Source organism: Variovorax sp. VRV01, assembly GCF_014852545.1.
Taxonomy (GTDB): domain Bacteria; phylum Pseudomonadota; class Gammaproteobacteria; order Burkholderiales; family Burkholderiaceae_C; genus Variovorax; species Variovorax beijingensis_A.
Genome location: NZ_JACVBS010000011.1, coordinates 220827 through 237323, shown reverse-complemented (window position 1 = coordinate 237323; position 16497 = coordinate 220827). Strand labels below are relative to the sequence as shown.

Here is a 16497-nt window from a genome sequence, read left to right as displayed (position 1 = left end):
CCCGCCAGCCCCGACCGAACCAGCCATGGCCACAAAACGCGACTACTACGAGACCCTCGGCGTTCCCAAGAACGCGAGCGAGGAGGAAATCAAGAAGGCTTATCGCAAGCTTGCGATGAAGCACCACCCGGACCGCAACCACGGCGACACCACCAAGGACGCCGAGTCCAAGTTCAAGGAGGTCAAGGAAGCCTACGAAATGCTGTCGGACGCGCAGAAACGCGCGGCCTACGACCAGTACGGCCACGCCGGCGTCGACCCCAACATGCGCGGCGGCCCGGGTGCCGAAGGCTTCGGCGGCTTTGCGGAGGCCTTTGGCGACATCTTCGGCGACGTGTTCGGCGGCGCGCGCGGGCGCACCAGCGGCGGGCGCCAGGTGTTCCGCGGCAGCGACCTGAGCTATGCGATGGAAGTCACGCTGGAAGAAGCGGCCGAGGGCAAGGAAGCGCAGATCCGCATCCCCAGTTGGGACGACTGCGGCACCTGCAAGGGCACCGGCGCCAAGCCCGGCACCAAGCCCATCACCTGCACCACCTGCCACGGCGCCGGCGCCGTGCAGATGCGCCAGGGCTTCTTCAGCGTGCAGCAGACCTGCCCCACCTGCCACGGCAGCGGCAAGATCATTCCCGAGCCCTGCACCGTGTGCCATGGCCAGGGCAAGATCAAGAACAACAAGACGCTCGAGGTCAAGATCCCGGCCGGCATCGACGACGGCATGCGCATCCGCAGCACCGGCAACGGCGAACCGGGCACCAACGGCGGGCCGCCCGGCGATCTCTACATCGAGATCCGCCTCAAGAAGCACGAACTGTTCGAGCGCGACGGTGACGACCTGCACTGCGTGGTGCCCGTGAGCATGACCACCGCGGCACTCGGCGGAGAGATCAGCGTGCCCACGCTCAAGGGCGCCGCCGCCATCGACATTCCCGACGGCACCCAGAGCGGCAAGCAGTTCCGCCTGCGCGGCAAGGGCATCAAGGGCGTGCGCTCCAGCTATCCGGGTGACCTGTACTGCCACGTGCGCGTCGAAACCCCGGTCAAGCTCACCGAGCACCAGCGCAAGCTGCTCAAGGAGCTCGACGAATCGCTCAAGAAGGGCGGCGACAAGCACAGCCCGACCGACAAGGGCTGGTTCGACAAGGCCAAGGAATTCTTCAGCTGAAGAAGAGGCGCCGGCATGCAGCAAGGCGCACTTCGCTGCGCCCTGCCTCGACCTCCGGCCGGCGCCATCCTGAGGCCCGGCGCTGCCGATTCCCCTGTCTTTTCAAGTAGTTGGAAAGCGCGGCACGGACTCGCGCCGATGCCGCGCCGCTTCGCGCACGCGAACGGTGCCTGCCGACCTCGTTCGGTGCCGCGCACCATGACGACGCCGCCCCGGAACCTCGCCGACCACGCCTTGGCGCGCTTTCCCACGCCCACATGCGCGACATGCCCATCAAAAGATGGCGCGGGGATTGCTTTTATATATTTTTCGATTGAGCAATAAACCTAAACGCGACCCGGCGCGTTATTGGTCTGTAACCGCTTTGAGCAACCGGGAGCTCATTAGGAGGTGCTTTCGCCGGAAAAGATGCAATGACTGCATATGCCGATCGCCATAGGTATTTTCACTGGGCGGCAGGGTGGCGCTGAGTTCGATAGCCCGAACCCTGAAATTTAGCTGGAATTGCCAAATGCTGCGGGTTTTTCTCAGGAACTTTACTCGGCACTGTGGTTCTGATTTAACAAAGAATTTTCCGGGTGCACTCTTTGCTTTATGCTGTTTGTGCAGATGGAGATTAAGGGAGTTTCGATGGCTTGCAGCCATGGGCGGTACACCTTTAAAAAGTTGCTACGCGTTGCGGCTGCCGGCTTCGGGCCAATAAACCCGCAGACCTGATGGAGGCGTGACCATGGATGTGATCAGCAACTTTGCCGCCCGTTACGAGCGCACCCGCGAGGAAGTCCTCTCGCTGCAGGACTTCCTGGATATCTGCAAACGCGATCCCACCGCGTATGCCACCGCGTCCGAGCGGATGCTCAAGGCCATCGGCGAACCCGAGCTGGTCGACACGCGCAACGATTCCCGGCTTTCGCGAATCTTCGCGAACAAGGTCATCAAGATCTACCCGGCGTTCAAGGAGTTCTACGGCATGGAGGACGCCATCGAGCAGGTGGTGTCGTACTTCAGGCATGCCGCCCAGGGCCTGGAGGAAAAGAAGCAGATCCTCTATCTGCTCGGCCCCGTCGGCGGCGGCAAGAGTTCGATCGCCGAGCGCCTGAAGCAGCTCATGGAGCATGTACCCTTCTATGCCATCCAGGGTTCGCCGGTCAACGAAACGCCGCTGGGCCTCTTCGACGCCGCCGAAGACGGCGAAATCCTCGAGAAGGAATACGGCATCCCGCGGCGCTACCTGAACCGCATCCTCTCGCCCTGGGCCGTGAAGCGGCTCGAGGAGTACGGCGGCGACATCCGCCAGTTCAAGGTGGTCAAGCGCTACCCGTCGGTGCTGCGCCAGATCGCCGTGGCCAAGACCGAGCCCGGCGACGAGAACAACCAGGACATCTCCTCGCTGGTCGGCAAGATCGACATCCGCAAGCTCGAGACCTACGCCCAGGACGACCCCGATGCCTACGCCTATTCGGGGGGCCTGTGCCTGGCCAACCAGGGCCTGCTGGAGTTCGTGGAAATGTTCAAGGCGCCCATCAAGGTGCTGCATCCGCTGCTCACGGCCACCCAGGAAAGCAACTTCAAGGGTACCGAGGGCTTCGGCGCCATTCCATTCGACGGCATCGTGCTGGCGCACAGCAACGAGAGCGAATGGAAGGCCTTCCGCAACAACAAGAACAACGAGGCTTTCCTCGACCGCATCTACATCGTCAAGGTGCCCTACTGCCTGCGCGCCTCCGAGGAGATCAAGATCTACGAGAAGCTGGTGCGCAACTCGTCGCTCGCCAAGGCGCCGTGCGCCCCCGGAACGCTTCGCATGATGGCCCAGTTCTCGGTGCTCACGCGGCTGAAGGAGCCCGAGAACTCCAGCATCTACAGCAAGATGCAGGTCTACGACGGCGAGAACCTCAAGGACACCGACCCCAAGGCCAAGTCGATCCAGGAATACCGCGACTATGCCGGCGTCGACGAAGGCATGAGCGGCGTCTCGACCCGCTTCGCGTTCAAGATCATCTCGAAGGTGTTCAACTTCGACAGCTCCGAGGTGGCGGCCAACCCGGTGCACCTGATGTACGTGCTCGAGCAGCAGATCGAGCGCGAGCAGTTTCCGCCGGAAACCGAGCAGAAGTACATCAGCTACATCAAGGAGCTGCTGGCGCCGCGCTATGCCGAGTTCATCGGCAAGGAAATCCAGACCGCCTACCTGGAGAGCTACAGCGAGTACGGCCAGAACATCTTCGACCGCTACGTCACCTATGCCGACTACTGGATCCAGGACCAGGAGTTCCGCGACGTGGACACCGGCGAAGTGTTCGACCGCGCCTCGCTCAACGCCGAACTCGAGAAGATCGAGCGGCCCGCGGGCATCGGCAACCCGAAGGACTTCCGCAACGAGATCGTCAACTTCGTGCTGCGCGCGCGTGCCGGCAACGCCGGCCGCAACCCGGCGTGGACCAGCTACGAGAAGCTGCGCGCGGTGATCGAGAAGAAGATGTTCTCCAACACCGAGGAACTCCTGCCGGTGATCAGCTTCAACACCAAGAGCAGCGCCGACGAACAGAAGAAGCACGAGGACTTCGTGACCCGCATGGTCGAGAAAGGCTATACGGCCAAGCAGGTCCGCCTGCTCTGCGAGTGGTACCTGCGCGTGCGCAAGAGTTCATAGCGGGCAGTTCACAGCGGCGGGGCCCCAAAGGCTTCGCCCCCTTTTTGCAAGGAGCTTTGACAACATCGTGGCCATCCTGCAGCAGATCATCGACCGCCGGCTTTCGGGCAAGAACAAGTCCATTGGCAACCGCGAGCGCTTCCTCAGGCGCTACCGAGGGCAGATCCAGGAGGCCGTGCGGCGCGCGGTCAGCGGGCGCAACATCCGCGAACTGGAGCAAGGCGAAGATGTCACCCTGCCGCGCCACGATGTGTCCGAACCCGTCTTCGGCCATGCGCGCGGCGGCGACCGCGAATACGTGCACCCGGGCAACCAGGAATACCTGAAGGGCGACCGCATTGCGCGTCCCGAGGGACAGGCCGGCGGCGGCTCGGGAAGCGGCGAAGCCGGAGATGGCGGTGAGGGCGAGGACGACTTCGTCTTCCGCCTCACGCGCGAAGAGTTCATGCGCGTGTTCTTCGACGACCTGGCGCTGCCGCACCTCGTTCGCACCCAGATCGCCGAAGTCCCCGAATGGAAGAGCCACCGCGCCGGCTTCACGAGCGACGGCTCGCCCAACAACCTGCACGTGGTGCGCTCGATGCGCGGCGCCCTGGCGCGGCGCATCGCGCTGGGCGGCGAGCCGCGCAAGGAGCTGCGCCGCCTGGAGGCGCACCTGCTGCACCTGCGCGGGCACCCGCAGGCCGAGCAGCCTTTCATCCAGAAGGAAATCCTGGAGACCGAGGAGCGGATCGCCGAGCTGCGCCGCACGTCGCGCCACGTGCCCTACATCGATCCGATCGACCTGCGCTACCGCAACCGCGTGAAGACGCCCGTTCCCAGCGCCAAGGCCGTGATGTTCTGCCTGATGGACGTGTCGGGCTCGATGGACGAGGCGCGCAAGGACATGGCCAAGCGCTTCTTCATGCTGCTGTACATGTTCCTCACGCGCCATTACGAAACCATCGACCTCGTGTTCCTGCGCCACCACACGCAGGCGCAGGAAGTCACCGAGGAAGAGTTCTTCCATGCCACCGAAACCGGCGGCACCGTGGTGTCGAGCGCGCTGGTGCTGATGGACGAGATCATCAAGGCGCGCTACCCGAGCGGCGAATGGAACGTCTACGGCGCGCAGGCGAGCGACGGCGACAACTGGCACCAGGACAGCGGGCGCTGCCGCGAGCTGCTGGTCGACCACATCCTGCCGGTGGTGCGCTACTACGCCTATGTGCAGGTGGCCGAGACCGAGCAGAACCTGTGGCAGGAATACGCGCAGCTCGAAGGCATCGAGCCCAATTTTGCGATGCGCAAGGTATCGGACGCACGGGACATCTATCCCGTCTTCCGCGACCTCTTCAAGAAGGAGGGAGTGCCCGCATGACCTCCGACCACCCTCCCCTCGAGCGCAGCACCGAGCGCCTGGAGCGCCTACCCAGTCCGTCGGACTGGACCTTCGATCTCATCGAGACCTACCACGCCGAGATCGCGAAGACGGCCAGGAGCTTCGGCCTGGACGTGTACCCGAACCAGCTCGAGGTGATCACCGCCGAGCAGATGATGGATGCCTATGCCAGCGTCGGCATGCCCATGATCTACCGCCACTGGTCCTACGGCAAGCAGTTCATCGCCACCGAGAAGAACTACCGCCGCGGCCACATGGGGCTGGCCTACGAGATCGTCATCAACTCGGACCCCTGCATTGCCTACCTGATGGAAGAGAACACCATGGCCATGCAGGCCCTGGTGATCGCGCATGCGGCCTATGGCCACAACAGCTTCTTCAAGGGCAACTACCTGTTCCGGATGTGGACCGATGCGTCCTCGATCATCGACTACCTCGTCTATGCGCGGCACTACATCGCCGAATGCGAGGAACGCCACGGACTCGACGCAGTGGAGCAGCTGCTCGACTCCTGCCACGCGCTGATGAACTACGGCGTCGACCGCTATCGCCGTCCGCAGAAGCGTTCGCTGGCGCAGGAGAGTACGCAGCGCGCCGAACGCGAGCGCCACATGCAGCAGCAGGTCAACGACCTCTGGCGCACCCTGCCGCGCAAGAGCGAACACACGGCCGAATCCGACTCGTCGCGCCGCTTCCCCTCGGAACCGCAGGAAAACCTGCTCTACTTCATCGAGAAGAATGCCGCGCTGCTCGAGCCCTGGCAGCGCGAGGTGGTGCGCATCGTGCGCAAGATCGCGCAGTATTTCTATCCGCAGCGCCAGACCCAGGTCATGAACGAGGGCTGGGCCACGTTCTGGCACTACACCCTGCTGAACACCATGTACGACCGCGGCCAGCTCGCCGACGGCTTCATGATGGAATGGCTCAGCTCGCACACCGGCGTGATCTTCCAGCCGCCCGTCGGGCATCGCGCCTACAGCGGCATCAATCCCTATGCGCTGGGCTTCTCGATGTTCACCGAGCTGCGGCGCATCTGCGAGAAGCCTACCGAGGAAGACCGCCGCTGGTTCCCTGACTTTGCGGGCACCGACTGGGTCAAGACGCTCGACTACGCGATGCGCAACTTCAAGGACGAAAGCTTTGTCGGCCAGTTCCTGAGCCCCAAGACCATGCGCGATTTCAGGCTGTTCGCGATCCGCGACCACCAGAGCGAACCCGAACTGGAGGTGTCCGCCATCCACGACGACAGCGGCTACCACGCGCTGCGCGAATCGCTGTCACGCCAGTACGACATCGGCAGCAGGGAGCCCGACATCCAGGTGTGGAACGTCAACATGCGCGGCGACCGCGCCCTGACGCTGCGCCACACGCAGCGCAACAACCTGCCGCTGCACGATGATGCCGAAGAGGTGCTCAAGCACGTCGCACGGCTGTGGGGCTTCGATGTGCACCTGGAAAGCGTCGACGCCCAAGGCCACATCAGCCGCAGCTGGAAGGCCGCCGCGCCGCGGCAAACCGACTGACCGGCAGCGCCGCCAGGCTCGTCAGGGCACCAGGGCCGCAATGGCCAGCGCGTAGCCCTTCACGCCAAGTCCCACGATGATGCCGCGCGCCGCGGGCGAAATGTACGAGCGGTGGCGAAACTCCTCGCGCGCATGCACGTTCGAGATGTGCAGTTCGATCAGCGGCACGCTCGCGCCCTTGATGGCATCGTGCAGCGCGATCGAGGTGTGGGTGTAGGCGCCCGGGTTCATCACCACGCCGAGCATGTGGCCGGCGGCCACCTCGCGGCCGGCCTCGTGGATCCAGTCGATCAGCACGCCCTCGTGGTTCGACTGGCGGCATTCGATCTCCACGCCGTGCTTCGCGCCGGCGTCCTGGCACAGGCGTTCCACGTCGGCCAGCGTGTCGCGTCCGTATTGCTCGGGTTCGCGGGTGCCGAGAAGGTTGAGATTGGGGCCGTTGAGGACGAGTATTTTCTTCATGATGAATGCCAAGGTGCGATGCCGCCATTATGGTTGCGCTAAGGTGGCGCGCATCATGAGCACAGACAGCATTCCAACCTGGCACCCCGTGGCCCGCTCGGCCGATCTGCGCCCCGGCGCCAACATCGTCGCGGGCCTTGCCGAAGGCCAGGAACTGGCCCTCTGGCGTTCGGCCAGCGGCGCTGCGCAGGCCTGGGAAAACCGCTGCCCGCACCGCAGCGTGCGCTTCACGCTGGGGCAGGTGGTGCAGGACCGCCTCGCCTGCGCGTACCACGGCTGGCAGTACGACGCCGATAGCGGCCAGTGCGCGAGCATTCCCGCCCATCCGGGCATGCCGGCGCCGCGCAACGTGTGCGCGAAGGTGTTCCACGCAACCGAAGCGGCCGGCATGCTGTGGGTGAGCCTCGCGGCCGAGGCGCCGCCTTCTCCGCCGCCGGGCGACGCCGTGCCGCCCGGCTGGTCGTTCTGCCGCACGCTCTGCGTGCGCGATGGCGCGACCCGCGTGCGCGATGCGCTCGCGGCGCGCGGATTCGCGGAAGAAGCGCCGGCGCTCGCCATGCGCGGCGCGCTCGACCACGTCGACGCCACCGCGCTGGTGCTCGACGCCCAGCCGAGCCTGACCTTCATTCACCTCTGGACGCCTGCCGCACCCGGCAGCGACGCGATGAAGAACCTGCACATCGCCGCGCGCGCACTGCGCGGCGAAATCGAAGCGCGGCAGCAGGCGGCCTGACCGGAAGAACACCATGCCCTTCGCCACCGATGACCCCAACATGCTCGACGACTGGCTCGTCGCCGGCCCCGCGGCCGCGCTCGCCGGCACCTCCGAAACACAGCCCCGCGCAGTTCGCCTGCTCGGGGAAACGCTGCAGTTGTGGGCCGATGCCGCCGGCACCCCGCAATGCCGGCTCGGCGCGCAGGCGCTCTCGGTCCAGGCGCGCCACGGCTATCTCTGGGTCTGCCCGAGCGGCCGGCCGGCACGGCCGCTGTTCGACTTTCCCGAATACGACGAGCCCGGGCGCCGCATCGTCGATTGCGGAGGCATCGGCGTGGCGGTGTCGGGCTTGCGCGTGATCGAGAACTTTCTCGACATGGCGCACTTCCCCTTCGTGCACGCCGGCTCCCTGGGTCAGGTGCCGCACACCGAGGTGGCCAAGTACCAGGTGCAGGTCGATCCCGCCACGGACGAGATCTGGGCCACAGACTGCCGCTTCTGGCAGCCCCGCGCCTCGGCCGCCCACGGCAGCGGCAGCGAAGTGCTCTACAAGTACCGGGTGATGCAGCCACTTTCCGCCATGCTCTACAAGTCGAGCTCGCGCGCCGGCGAGCTCGACGCCATCGGCCTGTTCCTCCAGCCGCTGGACGACGAGCACGTGATCGCCCATACGCTGCTGGCCTGCTACGACGACACCTCCACCGATGCCGAGCTCATCGCGTTCCAGCAGACGATCTTCGGGCAGGACAAGCCGATCCTGGAGAACCACGCCTTCAAGCGCATGCCGCTCGAAGGCCGCGCCGAAACGCCAACGCGGGGCGACACCTCTTCGGTGACCTACCGGCGCTGGCTGCGCGAGCGCGGCATGCGCTTCGGCGTGAGGCAAGCCGCATGATCCGGCTCTACGACTACGCCCTGTCGGGCAACTGCTTCAAGGTGCGGCAGATGCTCGCCTGGCTCGGCCTTGACTACCAGCGCGTGCCGGTCGACTTCCATCCGGGCCGCGAGCACAAGTCGGCCGCGTTCCTGGCGCACGTCAACCCGCTGGGCCAGCTCCCGGTGATCGACGACGGCGGCTTCCTGCTGCGCGACGCGCAGGCCATCCTCGTCTATCTCGCAAGCAGGCACGACGCGCAGGGCCGCTGGTATCCGGATGATCCGCAGCTGCGCGGCCAGATCGCGATGTGGTTCGCCACCGCCGACGAGCTCACCCGCACCGCCTCGGCCGCGCGGCTGCACGACGCCTTCGGCTACGAGAACATCGACGTCGAAGCCTGCCGGCGCGGTGCACACGCAGCCTTCCGCCTGCTGGACGACCACCTGGCCGAGCGCGCCAGCGAGGGCCAGCAGTGGCTGGCCGGCCCGCATCCAACGGTGGCCGACCTGGCCTGCTTTCCCTATGCGGCGCTGGCCGGCGAAGGCGGCATTTTGCTGGACGAGTATCCCGCCCTGCGGCACTGGATCTGGAGCTTCCGCCACCTGCCCGGCTTCATCGGAATGTCGGGTATCTTTGCCGCCGGGGCCGCCTGAACGCCGGCCTCGCTATCCTTGTCCCTTTGCCCTGAAACGCCATGAAAACCAAAGCTGCCGTCGCCTGGAAATCCGGAGCTCCGCTCACCATCGAAACCGTGGACCTCGAAGGGCCGAAATTCGGCGAGGTGCTGGTGGAGATCAAGGCCACCGGCATCTGCCACACCGACTACTACACCCTCTCGGGCGCCGACCCCGAAGGCATCTTCCCGGCCATCCTCGGCCATGAGGGCGCGGGCATCGTGGTCGACGTGGGCCCCGGCGTCACCACGTTGAAAAAGGGCGACCACGTCATTCCGCTCTACACGCCCGAATGCCGCCAGTGCAAGTTCTGCCTGTCGCGCAAGACCAACCTCTGCCAGCTGATCCGCGGCACGCAGGGCAAGGGCCTGATGCCCGATGCCACCTCGCGCTTCAGCCTGGACGGCAAGCCCATCTTCCACTACATGGGCACGTCAACCTTCAGCAACTACACGGTCGCTCCTGAAATTTCGCTGGCCAAGATCCGCGAGGACGCGCCCTTCGACAAGGTCTGCTACATCGGCTGCGGCGTGACCACAGGCATCGGCGCGGTGATCTTCACGGCCAAGGTGGAAGCCGGCGCCAACGTGGTGGTGTTCGGCCTCGGAGGCATTGGCCTGAACGTGATCCAGGGCGCGAAGATGGTGGGTGCCGACAAGATCATCGGCGTCGACCTGAACCCCGAGCGCGAAGCGATGGCGCGCAAGTTCGGCATGACGCACTTCCTCAACCCGAAGGAGCACGAGAACATCGTCGATGCGATCGTGCAGCTGACCGACGGTGGCGCCGACTACAGCTTCGAGTGCATCGGCAACACAAAGGTGATGCGCCAGGCGCTCGAATGCACGCACAAGGGCTGGGGCCGCAGCATCATCATCGGCGTGGCCGAGGCGGGTGCGGAGATCAGCACGCGGCCGTTCCAGCTCGTCACGGGCCGCAAGTGGGAAGGCTCGGCCTTCGGCGGCGCGCGCGGGCGCACCGACGTTCCGAAGATCGTCGACTGGTACATGGAAGGCAAGATCAACATCGACGACCTGATCACGCACACCATGCCGCTCGAAGACATCAACAAGGGCTTCGACCTCATGAAGCGCGGCGAATCCATTCGCGGCGTGGTGCTTTACTAGCCTTCGAGGAGAACGCCCGCCATGAGCCGCATGGAACCCCTGCGCAAGATCGAAGCGGGCGTCCTCGAAGTCGCCTACTACGAGACAGGCCCGTCCAGCGGCCCGCCCGTGCTGCTGATGCACGGCTTTCCGTACGACATCCACACCTACGCGGAAGTCGCGCCGATGCTCGCCGAGCAGGGCTGCCGCGTGATCGTTCCGTACATGCGCGGCTACGGCGCCACGCGCTTCCTGCACGACGCCACGCCGCGCTCGGGCGAACAGGCGGCGTTCGGCGCCGACCTGCTCGCGCTGCTCGACGCGCTGAAGATCGAACGCGCGGTGCTCGCCGGCTACGACTGGGGCGGCCGCGCCGCCTGCGTGGTGGCGGCGCTGTGGCCCGAGCGCTGCGCGGGCCTGGTTTCGCTCAACAGCTACAACATCCAGAACATTGCCAAGGCGATGGAGCCGGATACGCCAGAAAACGAGCACAGCCTCTGGTACCAGTACTACTTCCACAGCGAGCGCGGCCGCGCCGGGCTCGCGAAGGACCGCAGGGCGCTCACGCGGCTGCTGTGGCGGCTCTGGTCGCCGACCTGGACGTTCGACGAGGCCACCTTCGGGCGCAGTGCCGCGGCCTTCGACCATCCTGATTTCGTCGAGGTGGTGATCCACTCGTACCGGCATCGCTTCGGCCTGGTTGCGGGCGACCCGGCCTACGCGGACATCGAGCGCCGGCTGGCCGCGCAGCCCGCGATCAGCGTGCCCGCCATCACCTTCGACGGCATCGACGACGGCGTGCGCCCGCCTGCCGATGCCTCGGCCCATGCGCACCGCTTCAGCGGCCCGCGCTCGCACCGCCTGGTGCCCGGCGCGGGCCACAACCTGCCGCAGGAGGCGCCGCGCATCTTTGCCGACGCCGTGCTCGAACTCGTGCCCGCATTGCTGCACAACAACACTCCCCGATGACCGACACCCTCAAGACCCTTTCCGAGCACCATGCCTTCGGCGGCGTGCAGAGCTTCCACGAGCATGCCTCGCACGAGATCGGCCTGCCGATGCGCTTTTCGGTCTACCTGCCGCCGCAGGCCGCGCACGAGCGCGTGCCGGCCCTGCTCTATCTTGCGGGGCTGACCTGCAATGAGGAAACCTTTGCAGTGAAGGCCGGCGCGCAGCGCATGGCCGCCAGCCTGGGCCTGGCGCTGATCGCGCCCGACACCAGCCCGCGCGGCAGCATCGCCGAAAACCTGCCCGGCGCCACCGCCCACTGGGACTTCGGCATTGGCGCGGGCTTCTACCTCGACGCCACCGAATCGCCCTGGTCCACCCACTGGCGCATGGAAAGCTGGATCGTGCATGAGCTGCTGCCCCTGGTGGGACGGCACTTCGCCATCGACGACCAGCACCTGGGTATCTTCGGCCATTCGATGGGCGGCCACGGCGCGCTCACACTGGCGCTGCGGCATCCGGGGCGCTTCAAGTCCTTGTCGGCCTTCGCGCCCATCTGCGCGCCCACGCAATGCCCATGGGGCCAGAAGGCGCTCGGCGGCTACCTGGGCGAGCCCGGCGGCGACCGGGCGCAGTGGCTCGCGCACGACGCCAGTGCGCTCATGACGTCGCAGACCGCCGCACCCTATCCGCAAGGCCTGTTGATCGACCAGGGGCTGGCCGACAAATTCCTGGCCGAGCAGCTGCATCCGGAAGCCTTCGAGGCTGCCTGCTTTGCCGCCGGCCAGCCGCTCACGCTGCGCCGCCATGCGGGCTACGACCACGGCTACTACTTCATCCAGACCTTCATGGCAGACCACATCGCGCACCACGCGCAAACACTGCGCGGCTGATCGACCGCGGCCCACGGGCGGCTTATCATGGGACGCATGTCCGCAGCACAGATTCCCGCCTTCCAGTTGCGGTCCCGCGACGGCGCCGCCGAAGAGAGCCTGGCGCTGGCCGGCATCTGGCGCCGCGCCTGGATTGCGGCCAACCGGAATGCCGCCGTCATCGAGCCGATCACGCATTGGCTGCGGCGCGTGCAAACCGAATTCGTGCCACCCGCCGACGTGGTGCTGGCCGAACGCGAAGGCCAGGTGCTCGCCTTCATGGTGCTGCTGGTGCGGCGCGAATACGTGGCGCAGCTGTTCGTCGACCCTCATCTTCGCAACCAGGGCCTGGGGCAGGCGCTGCTCGACGAAGCCAGCGTGCGCATGCCGCTCGGCTGGAAACTTCACGTAGCCACCAGCAACACCGCGGCGCAGCGCTTCTACGAACGCTACGGCCTGGTGCGCGGCGCGGTCGACCGGCACCCGGCCAGCGGACGCGAACGGGTCGCCTACCATTGGTATCCGGCAAGCCCGCCGCGGCAGCCGCGGCGCACCGGCTGAGCGCCTTCTTTCCCTGCCCTTTCTCCATGCGCATCGATCACATCGCCCTCTGGACCACCGATCTCGAACGCTGCAAGCGCTTCTACGTCGACTACTTCGGCGCCACGGCCGGTGCGGGCTATGTCAATCCGGCCAAGGGCTTCGCGTCCTGCTTCCTGAGCCTGGGCGATGGCGCGCGCATCGAGGCCATGAGCACCCGCACGCTCTCGCCGGTGCCCGCCGAACCCGGTGCCCAACGCATGGGCTGGACGCACCTGGCCATCAGCGTGGGTTCGGAGGCTGCCGTCGACGAACTGACGCAGCAGCTCAAGTCGGACGGCTACCCGCTGCTCGACGGTCCGCGCCGCACCGGCGACGGCTACTACGAGAGCGTGGTGCTCGACCCCGACGGCAACCGCATCGAGATCACTGCATGAGCCGCACGAAGCCTGACCGATGAGCGCATTCGTCCAAAGCCTGCACGAAGTTTTCGAGCGGCTCGGCCGCATCGAAACGCGCCGCATGTTCGGCGGCCACGGCGTGTGGCACGAGGGCCGCATGATTGCGCTCGTTGCCAAGGACACGCTCTACCTCAAGTCCGATGCCGGCAGCGCCGAGCATTTCGACAGGCTGAACCTGCCGCCCTTTACCTATGTCCGCGAAGGCAAGGCCATGCCGATGTCGTACCGGCTGGCGCCGGCCGATCTTTTTGAAGACCGCGAGGAAGCCGCGCTCTGGGGGCGCCGCGCCTATGAGGCGGCTCTGCGTTCAGGCCAGCCGCCGAAGAAGAAAACCGCCAGGAAAGCCCCAGTGAAGAAAAAAAAGAAAGCAGCCTCGTCGTGAGCGACACCCCTCCCGCGCTGCCGCCCCTTCCCGAACGCGAGCAGATCGCGCTGCTCGAACCCTTCGAAGGCCTGGGCCTCAAAGACATCGTGGTCGTTTCCACGCTGCAGGACGCCGAGCATGCCGCCGCCGAATTGCTGGCCGCCGGCGTTGCGGGCTTCGACACCGAATCCAAGCCCACCTTCGCGAAGAACGAGGTTTCGGGCGGCCCGCACGTGGTGCAGTTCGCAACGCGCGAAACCGCCTGGCTGTTCCAGCTGCACCGCACCGAATGCAACCCGGTGGTCGCAACGCTGATTGCTTCCACCGAACTCCGGAAGGTCGGCTTCGGCCTTTCGACCGATCTCACGCTGATCCGCAACCGCCTCAACATCGAGCCGAAGGCGGTGTTCGACATCGACAGCGAGTTCCGCCGCCGCGGTTACCGCAAGTCGGTGGGCGTGAAGGCGGCCGTGGCGCTGGTGTTCAACCGGCGCTTCGTGAAATCGCGCAAGGCGACCACCTCGAACTGGGCCAACAGGCAGCTGACCGAAGCGCAGATGCGCTACGCGGCCAATGACGCCTACGCGTCCATTCGCGTGTTCGATGCGCTGTTCGGCGACTGAACCGCCGGCGCCCCTGCGTCCCGCCCGGCCATAGGCCCTGTGGCTGCGGCTGCGCGGCGCCCCCGGCACAATGCCCGTCACATTCACCGCAGACGAAAGAAGGGCCATGAGCAGCAACAAAAGCGATTTCGGATTGATCGGCTTGGCCGTGATGGGCCAGAACCTGGTGCTGAACGTGGAAAGCCGCGGCTTCCAGGTCAGCGTGTACAACCGCACCGAAGCCACCACCGAGGCCTTCGTGGCCGCCAACCCCGGCAAGAAGCTGGTCGGCGCGAAGACGCTCGAGGAGTTCGTGCAGAGCCTCGCCAGGCCGCGCAAGATCCAGATCATGGTGAAGGCCGGCGCGCCGGTCGACCAGGTCATCGAGCAGCTGATCCCGCTGCTCGACAAGGACGACATCGTGATCGACGGCGGCAACAGCCTCTACACCGACACCGAACGCCGCGACGCGTATCTCCAGACCAAGGGCCTGCGCTTCATCGGCGCGGGCGTGTCGGGCGGCGAGGAAGGCGCGCGCAAGGGCCCGTCGATCATGCCGGGCGGGCCGCTCTCCACCTGGGAAGTGATGAAGCCGATCTTCGAGAGCATCGCAGCCAAGGTGGACGGCGAGCCCTGCGTGATCCACATCGGCCCCGGCGGCGCGGGCCACTACGTGAAGATGGTGCACAACGGCATCGAGTACGGCGACATGCAGCTGATCTGCGAGGCCTACAGCCTGTTCAAGGCGGCCGGCTTCAGCACCGACGAGATGGCGGCGGTCTTCAGCGAATGGAACGAGGGCGAGCTGCAGAGCTACCTGATCCAGATCACCGCCAAGGCCCTCGAACAGAAGGACCCGGAGACCGGCCAGCCGATCGTCGAGCTCATTCTCGACAAGGCCGGCCAGAAGGGCACGGGCCAGTGGACGCTGGTCAACGCGGCCGAGAACGCGGTAGTCATCAGCACCATCAATGCCGCGGTCGAGGCGCGCGTGCTGTCGTCGCAAAAGAAGGCGCGCGTGGCGGCCAGCAAGCCGCTGCAGGGGCCGAAGATCGCACTGTCGCTGGACAAGAAGGCGCTGGTGGCCAAGGTGCACGACGCGCTTTATGCCTCGAAGGTGGTCAGCTACACGCAGGGCTTCGACCTGATCCAGACCATGGGCGAGAAGAAGGCGTGGAAGCTCGACCTGGGCCGCATCGCAGCGATCTGGCGCGGCGGCTGCATCATCCGCGCGCGCTTTCTGAACCGCATCACCGACGCCTACCGCAGCGATCCGTCACTGGGCAACCTGATGCTCGACCCCTTCTTCAAGGACCTGCTCAACCGCACGCAACAGAACTGGCGCGAGGTGGTGGCGCTGGCGGTGGGCAACGGCATTCCGGTGCCGGCGTTCAGCGCCTCGCTCGCCTACTACGACAGCTACCGCACCGAGCGGCTGCCCGCGAACCTGCTGCAGGCGCAGCGCGACTTCTTCGGGGCCCACACCTACGAGCGCGTGGACAAGCCGGCCGGCGAGTTCTTCCATACCAACTGGCCGGAAGTCATCGGCTAGCCCCGAACAAATCAGCCGCCGGGCAACCAGGCCTTCACCTGCCCGACCAGCACCCCCAGCGGCGCGGTCGCATTGACAGCCAGCACGCCCGGCTCGCCGACCGGCGACTCCAGCGTCGCGAACTGGTTGGCCACCAGGCTTGCGGGAAACGTGTGCTCGCCTGCACCCGCCCGTGCGGCCACGCGGCGCTCGGCTTCGGCGCGCTCGATCTCCATGAACACGAAGCGCAGGCCCGGCACGGCCGCGCGCAACTGCTCCCGGTAGCTGCGTTTGAGCGCGGAGCAGGTCAGCACCGCCCCCTGCGGCGCAGCCGCCAGCTTCTGCCCCAGCGTCGCGAGCCAGCCGGCGCGGTCCGCGTCGGTCAGTGCGATGCCGCGGCTCATCTTCTCGACATTGGCCGGCGGGTGGTAGTCGTCGCCCTCGATCAGCGGCAGCCCGAACCCCACCGCCAGCGCGGCCCCGAGGCTCGACTTGCCGCAGCCCGAAACACCCATCACGACCAGCCATGGCCCGTTCATACATACCCTTCCTGGTGAGACCGCGGAGATATTCTCCGCGCTTCAGTGGAACTTGAATCCACTTCCTCATGATGCAGCGCTTTTTCG

General features: G+C 66.0%; 17 protein-coding genes. 15 read left to right on the top strand and 2 right to left on the bottom strand.

Annotation, left to right across the window (positions count from 1 at the left end; translation table 11 throughout):
* The first annotated feature begins 25 nt into the window (after positions 1 to 25).
* The 4 genes from dnaJ (at position 26) to IB278_RS20795 (ending at position 6719) form a co-directional block, all read left to right on the top strand.
* Positions 26 to 1162, top strand: coding sequence for a molecular chaperone DnaJ (dnaJ, locus tag IB278_RS20810; protein ID WP_145741934.1), 1137 nt, complete (start codon positions 26 to 28; stop codon positions 1160 to 1162).
* Positions 1163 to 1892: 730 nt separating this feature from the next.
* Entirely contained in the window at positions 1893 to 3815 is a 1923-nt protein-coding gene (locus tag IB278_RS20805) for a PrkA family serine protein kinase (RefSeq protein WP_145741932.1), read from the top strand.
* A gap of 67 nt (positions 3816 to 3882) precedes the next feature.
* Complete coding sequence (locus IB278_RS20800; protein ID WP_145741930.1) at positions 3883 to 5175, top strand: YeaH/YhbH family protein; 1293 nt, start codon at positions 3883 to 3885, stop codon at positions 5173 to 5175.
* Entirely contained in the window at positions 5172 to 6719 is a 1548-nt protein-coding gene (locus IB278_RS20795) for a SpoVR family protein (RefSeq protein WP_192325167.1), read from the top strand. The genes IB278_RS20800 and IB278_RS20795 overlap by 4 nt, the downstream gene beginning before the upstream one ends.
* Positions 6720 to 6740: 21 nt before the next feature.
* Here the strand turns inward: IB278_RS20795 and aroQ are convergent, their stop codons facing one another.
* Positions 6741 to 7181: a type II 3-dehydroquinate dehydratase gene (gene aroQ, locus IB278_RS20790; protein ID WP_145741926.1), complete on the bottom strand. Its 441-nt coding sequence runs from the start codon at positions 7179 to 7181 to the stop codon at positions 6741 to 6743.
* A gap of 55 nt (positions 7182 to 7236) precedes the next feature.
* On the opposite strand from aroQ, the gene IB278_RS20785 reads away from it, so the two are divergent.
* The 11 genes from IB278_RS20785 (at position 7237) to gnd (ending at position 15892) form a co-directional block, all read left to right on the top strand.
* The gene (locus IB278_RS20785) at positions 7237 to 7914 is read left to right on the top strand and encodes a Rieske (2Fe-2S) protein (protein WP_145741924.1); all 678 of its coding nucleotides are present in this window, start codon (positions 7237 to 7239) and stop codon (positions 7912 to 7914) included.
* A gap of 13 nt (positions 7915 to 7927) precedes the next feature.
* The gene (locus tag IB278_RS20780) at positions 7928 to 8791 is read left to right on the top strand and encodes an aromatic ring-hydroxylating oxygenase subunit alpha (protein ID WP_145741922.1); all 864 of its coding nucleotides are present in this window, start codon (positions 7928 to 7930) and stop codon (positions 8789 to 8791) included.
* A complete protein-coding gene (locus IB278_RS20775; protein WP_192325165.1) occupies positions 8788 to 9426 on the top strand; it encodes a glutathione S-transferase family protein in 639 nt (212 codons plus the stop codon). Before IB278_RS20780 ends, IB278_RS20775 begins: the two co-directional genes overlap by 4 nt.
* Before the next feature lie 41 nt (positions 9427 to 9467).
* Positions 9468 to 10574: an S-(hydroxymethyl)glutathione dehydrogenase/class III alcohol dehydrogenase gene (locus tag IB278_RS20770; RefSeq protein ID WP_021006426.1), complete on the top strand. Its 1107-nt coding sequence runs from the start codon at positions 9468 to 9470 to the stop codon at positions 10572 to 10574.
* 21 nt (positions 10575 to 10595) lie between these two features.
* Positions 10596 to 11522 (top strand): alpha/beta fold hydrolase, encoded by a 927-nt coding sequence (locus IB278_RS20765; protein WP_192325163.1) that lies wholly within the window; start codon positions 10596 to 10598, stop codon positions 11520 to 11522.
* Positions 11519 to 12394 carry an S-formylglutathione hydrolase gene (gene fghA, locus IB278_RS20760; RefSeq protein WP_192325161.1) on the top strand — a complete coding sequence of 292 codons (876 nt, stop codon included), beginning with the start codon at positions 11519 to 11521 and terminating at the stop codon, positions 12392 to 12394. Before IB278_RS20765 ends, fghA begins: the two co-directional genes overlap by 4 nt.
* Before the next feature lie 36 nt (positions 12395 to 12430).
* Complete coding sequence (locus tag IB278_RS20755; protein WP_225613034.1) at positions 12431 to 12934, top strand: GNAT family N-acetyltransferase; 504 nt, start codon at positions 12431 to 12433, stop codon at positions 12932 to 12934.
* A 26-nt stretch (positions 12935 to 12960) separates the two neighbouring features.
* Positions 12961 to 13350 carry a VOC family protein gene (locus IB278_RS20750; protein WP_192325157.1) on the top strand — a complete coding sequence of 130 codons (390 nt, stop codon included), beginning with the start codon at positions 12961 to 12963 and terminating at the stop codon, positions 13348 to 13350.
* Between the two features lie 19 nt (positions 13351 to 13369).
* On the top strand, positions 13370 to 13756 hold the full coding sequence (locus IB278_RS20745; RefSeq protein WP_145741912.1) for a TfoX/Sxy family protein: 387 nt from the start codon (positions 13370 to 13372) through the stop codon (positions 13754 to 13756).
* Positions 13753 to 14361, top strand: a complete 609-nt coding sequence (locus IB278_RS20740) for a 3'-5' exonuclease (protein ID WP_192325155.1) — start codon at positions 13753 to 13755, stop codon at positions 14359 to 14361. Before IB278_RS20745 ends, IB278_RS20740 begins: the two co-directional genes overlap by 4 nt.
* Before the next feature lie 106 nt (positions 14362 to 14467).
* Positions 14468 to 15892, top strand: coding sequence for a decarboxylating NADP(+)-dependent phosphogluconate dehydrogenase (gene gnd / locus IB278_RS20735; RefSeq protein WP_192325153.1), 1425 nt, complete (start codon positions 14468 to 14470; stop codon positions 15890 to 15892).
* Positions 15893 to 15903: 11 nt separating this feature from the next.
* Here gnd and IB278_RS20730 read toward each other — a convergent pair whose 3' ends face one another.
* Positions 15904 to 16410 carry a gluconokinase gene (locus IB278_RS20730; protein ID WP_225613033.1) on the bottom strand — a complete coding sequence of 169 codons (507 nt, stop codon included), beginning with the start codon at positions 16408 to 16410 and terminating at the stop codon, positions 15904 to 15906.
* Between the last annotated feature and the right edge of the window lie 87 nt (positions 16411 to 16497).

Coding starts and splice junctions, on each gene's coding strand:
- dnaJ (WP_145741934.1), top strand. CDS start 26: ATGGCCACAAAACGCGACTACTACGAGACCCTCGGCGTTCCCAAGAAC.
- IB278_RS20805 (WP_145741932.1), top strand. CDS start 1,893: ATGGATGTGATCAGCAACTTTGCCGCCCGTTACGAGCGCACCCGCGAG.
- IB278_RS20795 (WP_192325167.1), top strand. CDS start 5,172: ATGACCTCCGACCACCCTCCCCTCGAGCGCAGCACCGAGCGCCTGGAG.
- aroQ (WP_145741926.1), bottom strand. CDS start 7,181: ATGAAGAAAATACTCGTCCTCAACGGCCCCAATCTCAACCTTCTCGGC.
- IB278_RS20785 (WP_145741924.1), top strand. CDS start 7,237: ATGAGCACAGACAGCATTCCAACCTGGCACCCCGTGGCCCGCTCGGCC.
- IB278_RS20780 (WP_145741922.1), top strand. CDS start 7,928: ATGCCCTTCGCCACCGATGACCCCAACATGCTCGACGACTGGCTCGTC.
- IB278_RS20775 (WP_192325165.1), top strand. CDS start 8,788: ATGATCCGGCTCTACGACTACGCCCTGTCGGGCAACTGCTTCAAGGTG.
- IB278_RS20770 (WP_021006426.1), top strand. CDS start 9,468: ATGAAAACCAAAGCTGCCGTCGCCTGGAAATCCGGAGCTCCGCTCACC.
- IB278_RS20765 (WP_192325163.1), top strand. CDS start 10,596: ATGAGCCGCATGGAACCCCTGCGCAAGATCGAAGCGGGCGTCCTCGAA.
- fghA (WP_192325161.1), top strand. CDS start 11,519: ATGACCGACACCCTCAAGACCCTTTCCGAGCACCATGCCTTCGGCGGC.
- IB278_RS20755 (WP_225613034.1), top strand. CDS start 12,431: ATGTCCGCAGCACAGATTCCCGCCTTCCAGTTGCGGTCCCGCGACGGC.
- IB278_RS20750 (WP_192325157.1), top strand. CDS start 12,961: ATGCGCATCGATCACATCGCCCTCTGGACCACCGATCTCGAACGCTGC.
- IB278_RS20745 (WP_145741912.1), top strand. CDS start 13,370: ATGAGCGCATTCGTCCAAAGCCTGCACGAAGTTTTCGAGCGGCTCGGC.
- gnd (WP_192325153.1), top strand. CDS start 14,468: ATGAGCAGCAACAAAAGCGATTTCGGATTGATCGGCTTGGCCGTGATG.
- IB278_RS20730 (WP_225613033.1), bottom strand. CDS start 16,410: ATGAACGGGCCATGGCTGGTCGTGATGGGTGTTTCGGGCTGCGGCAAG.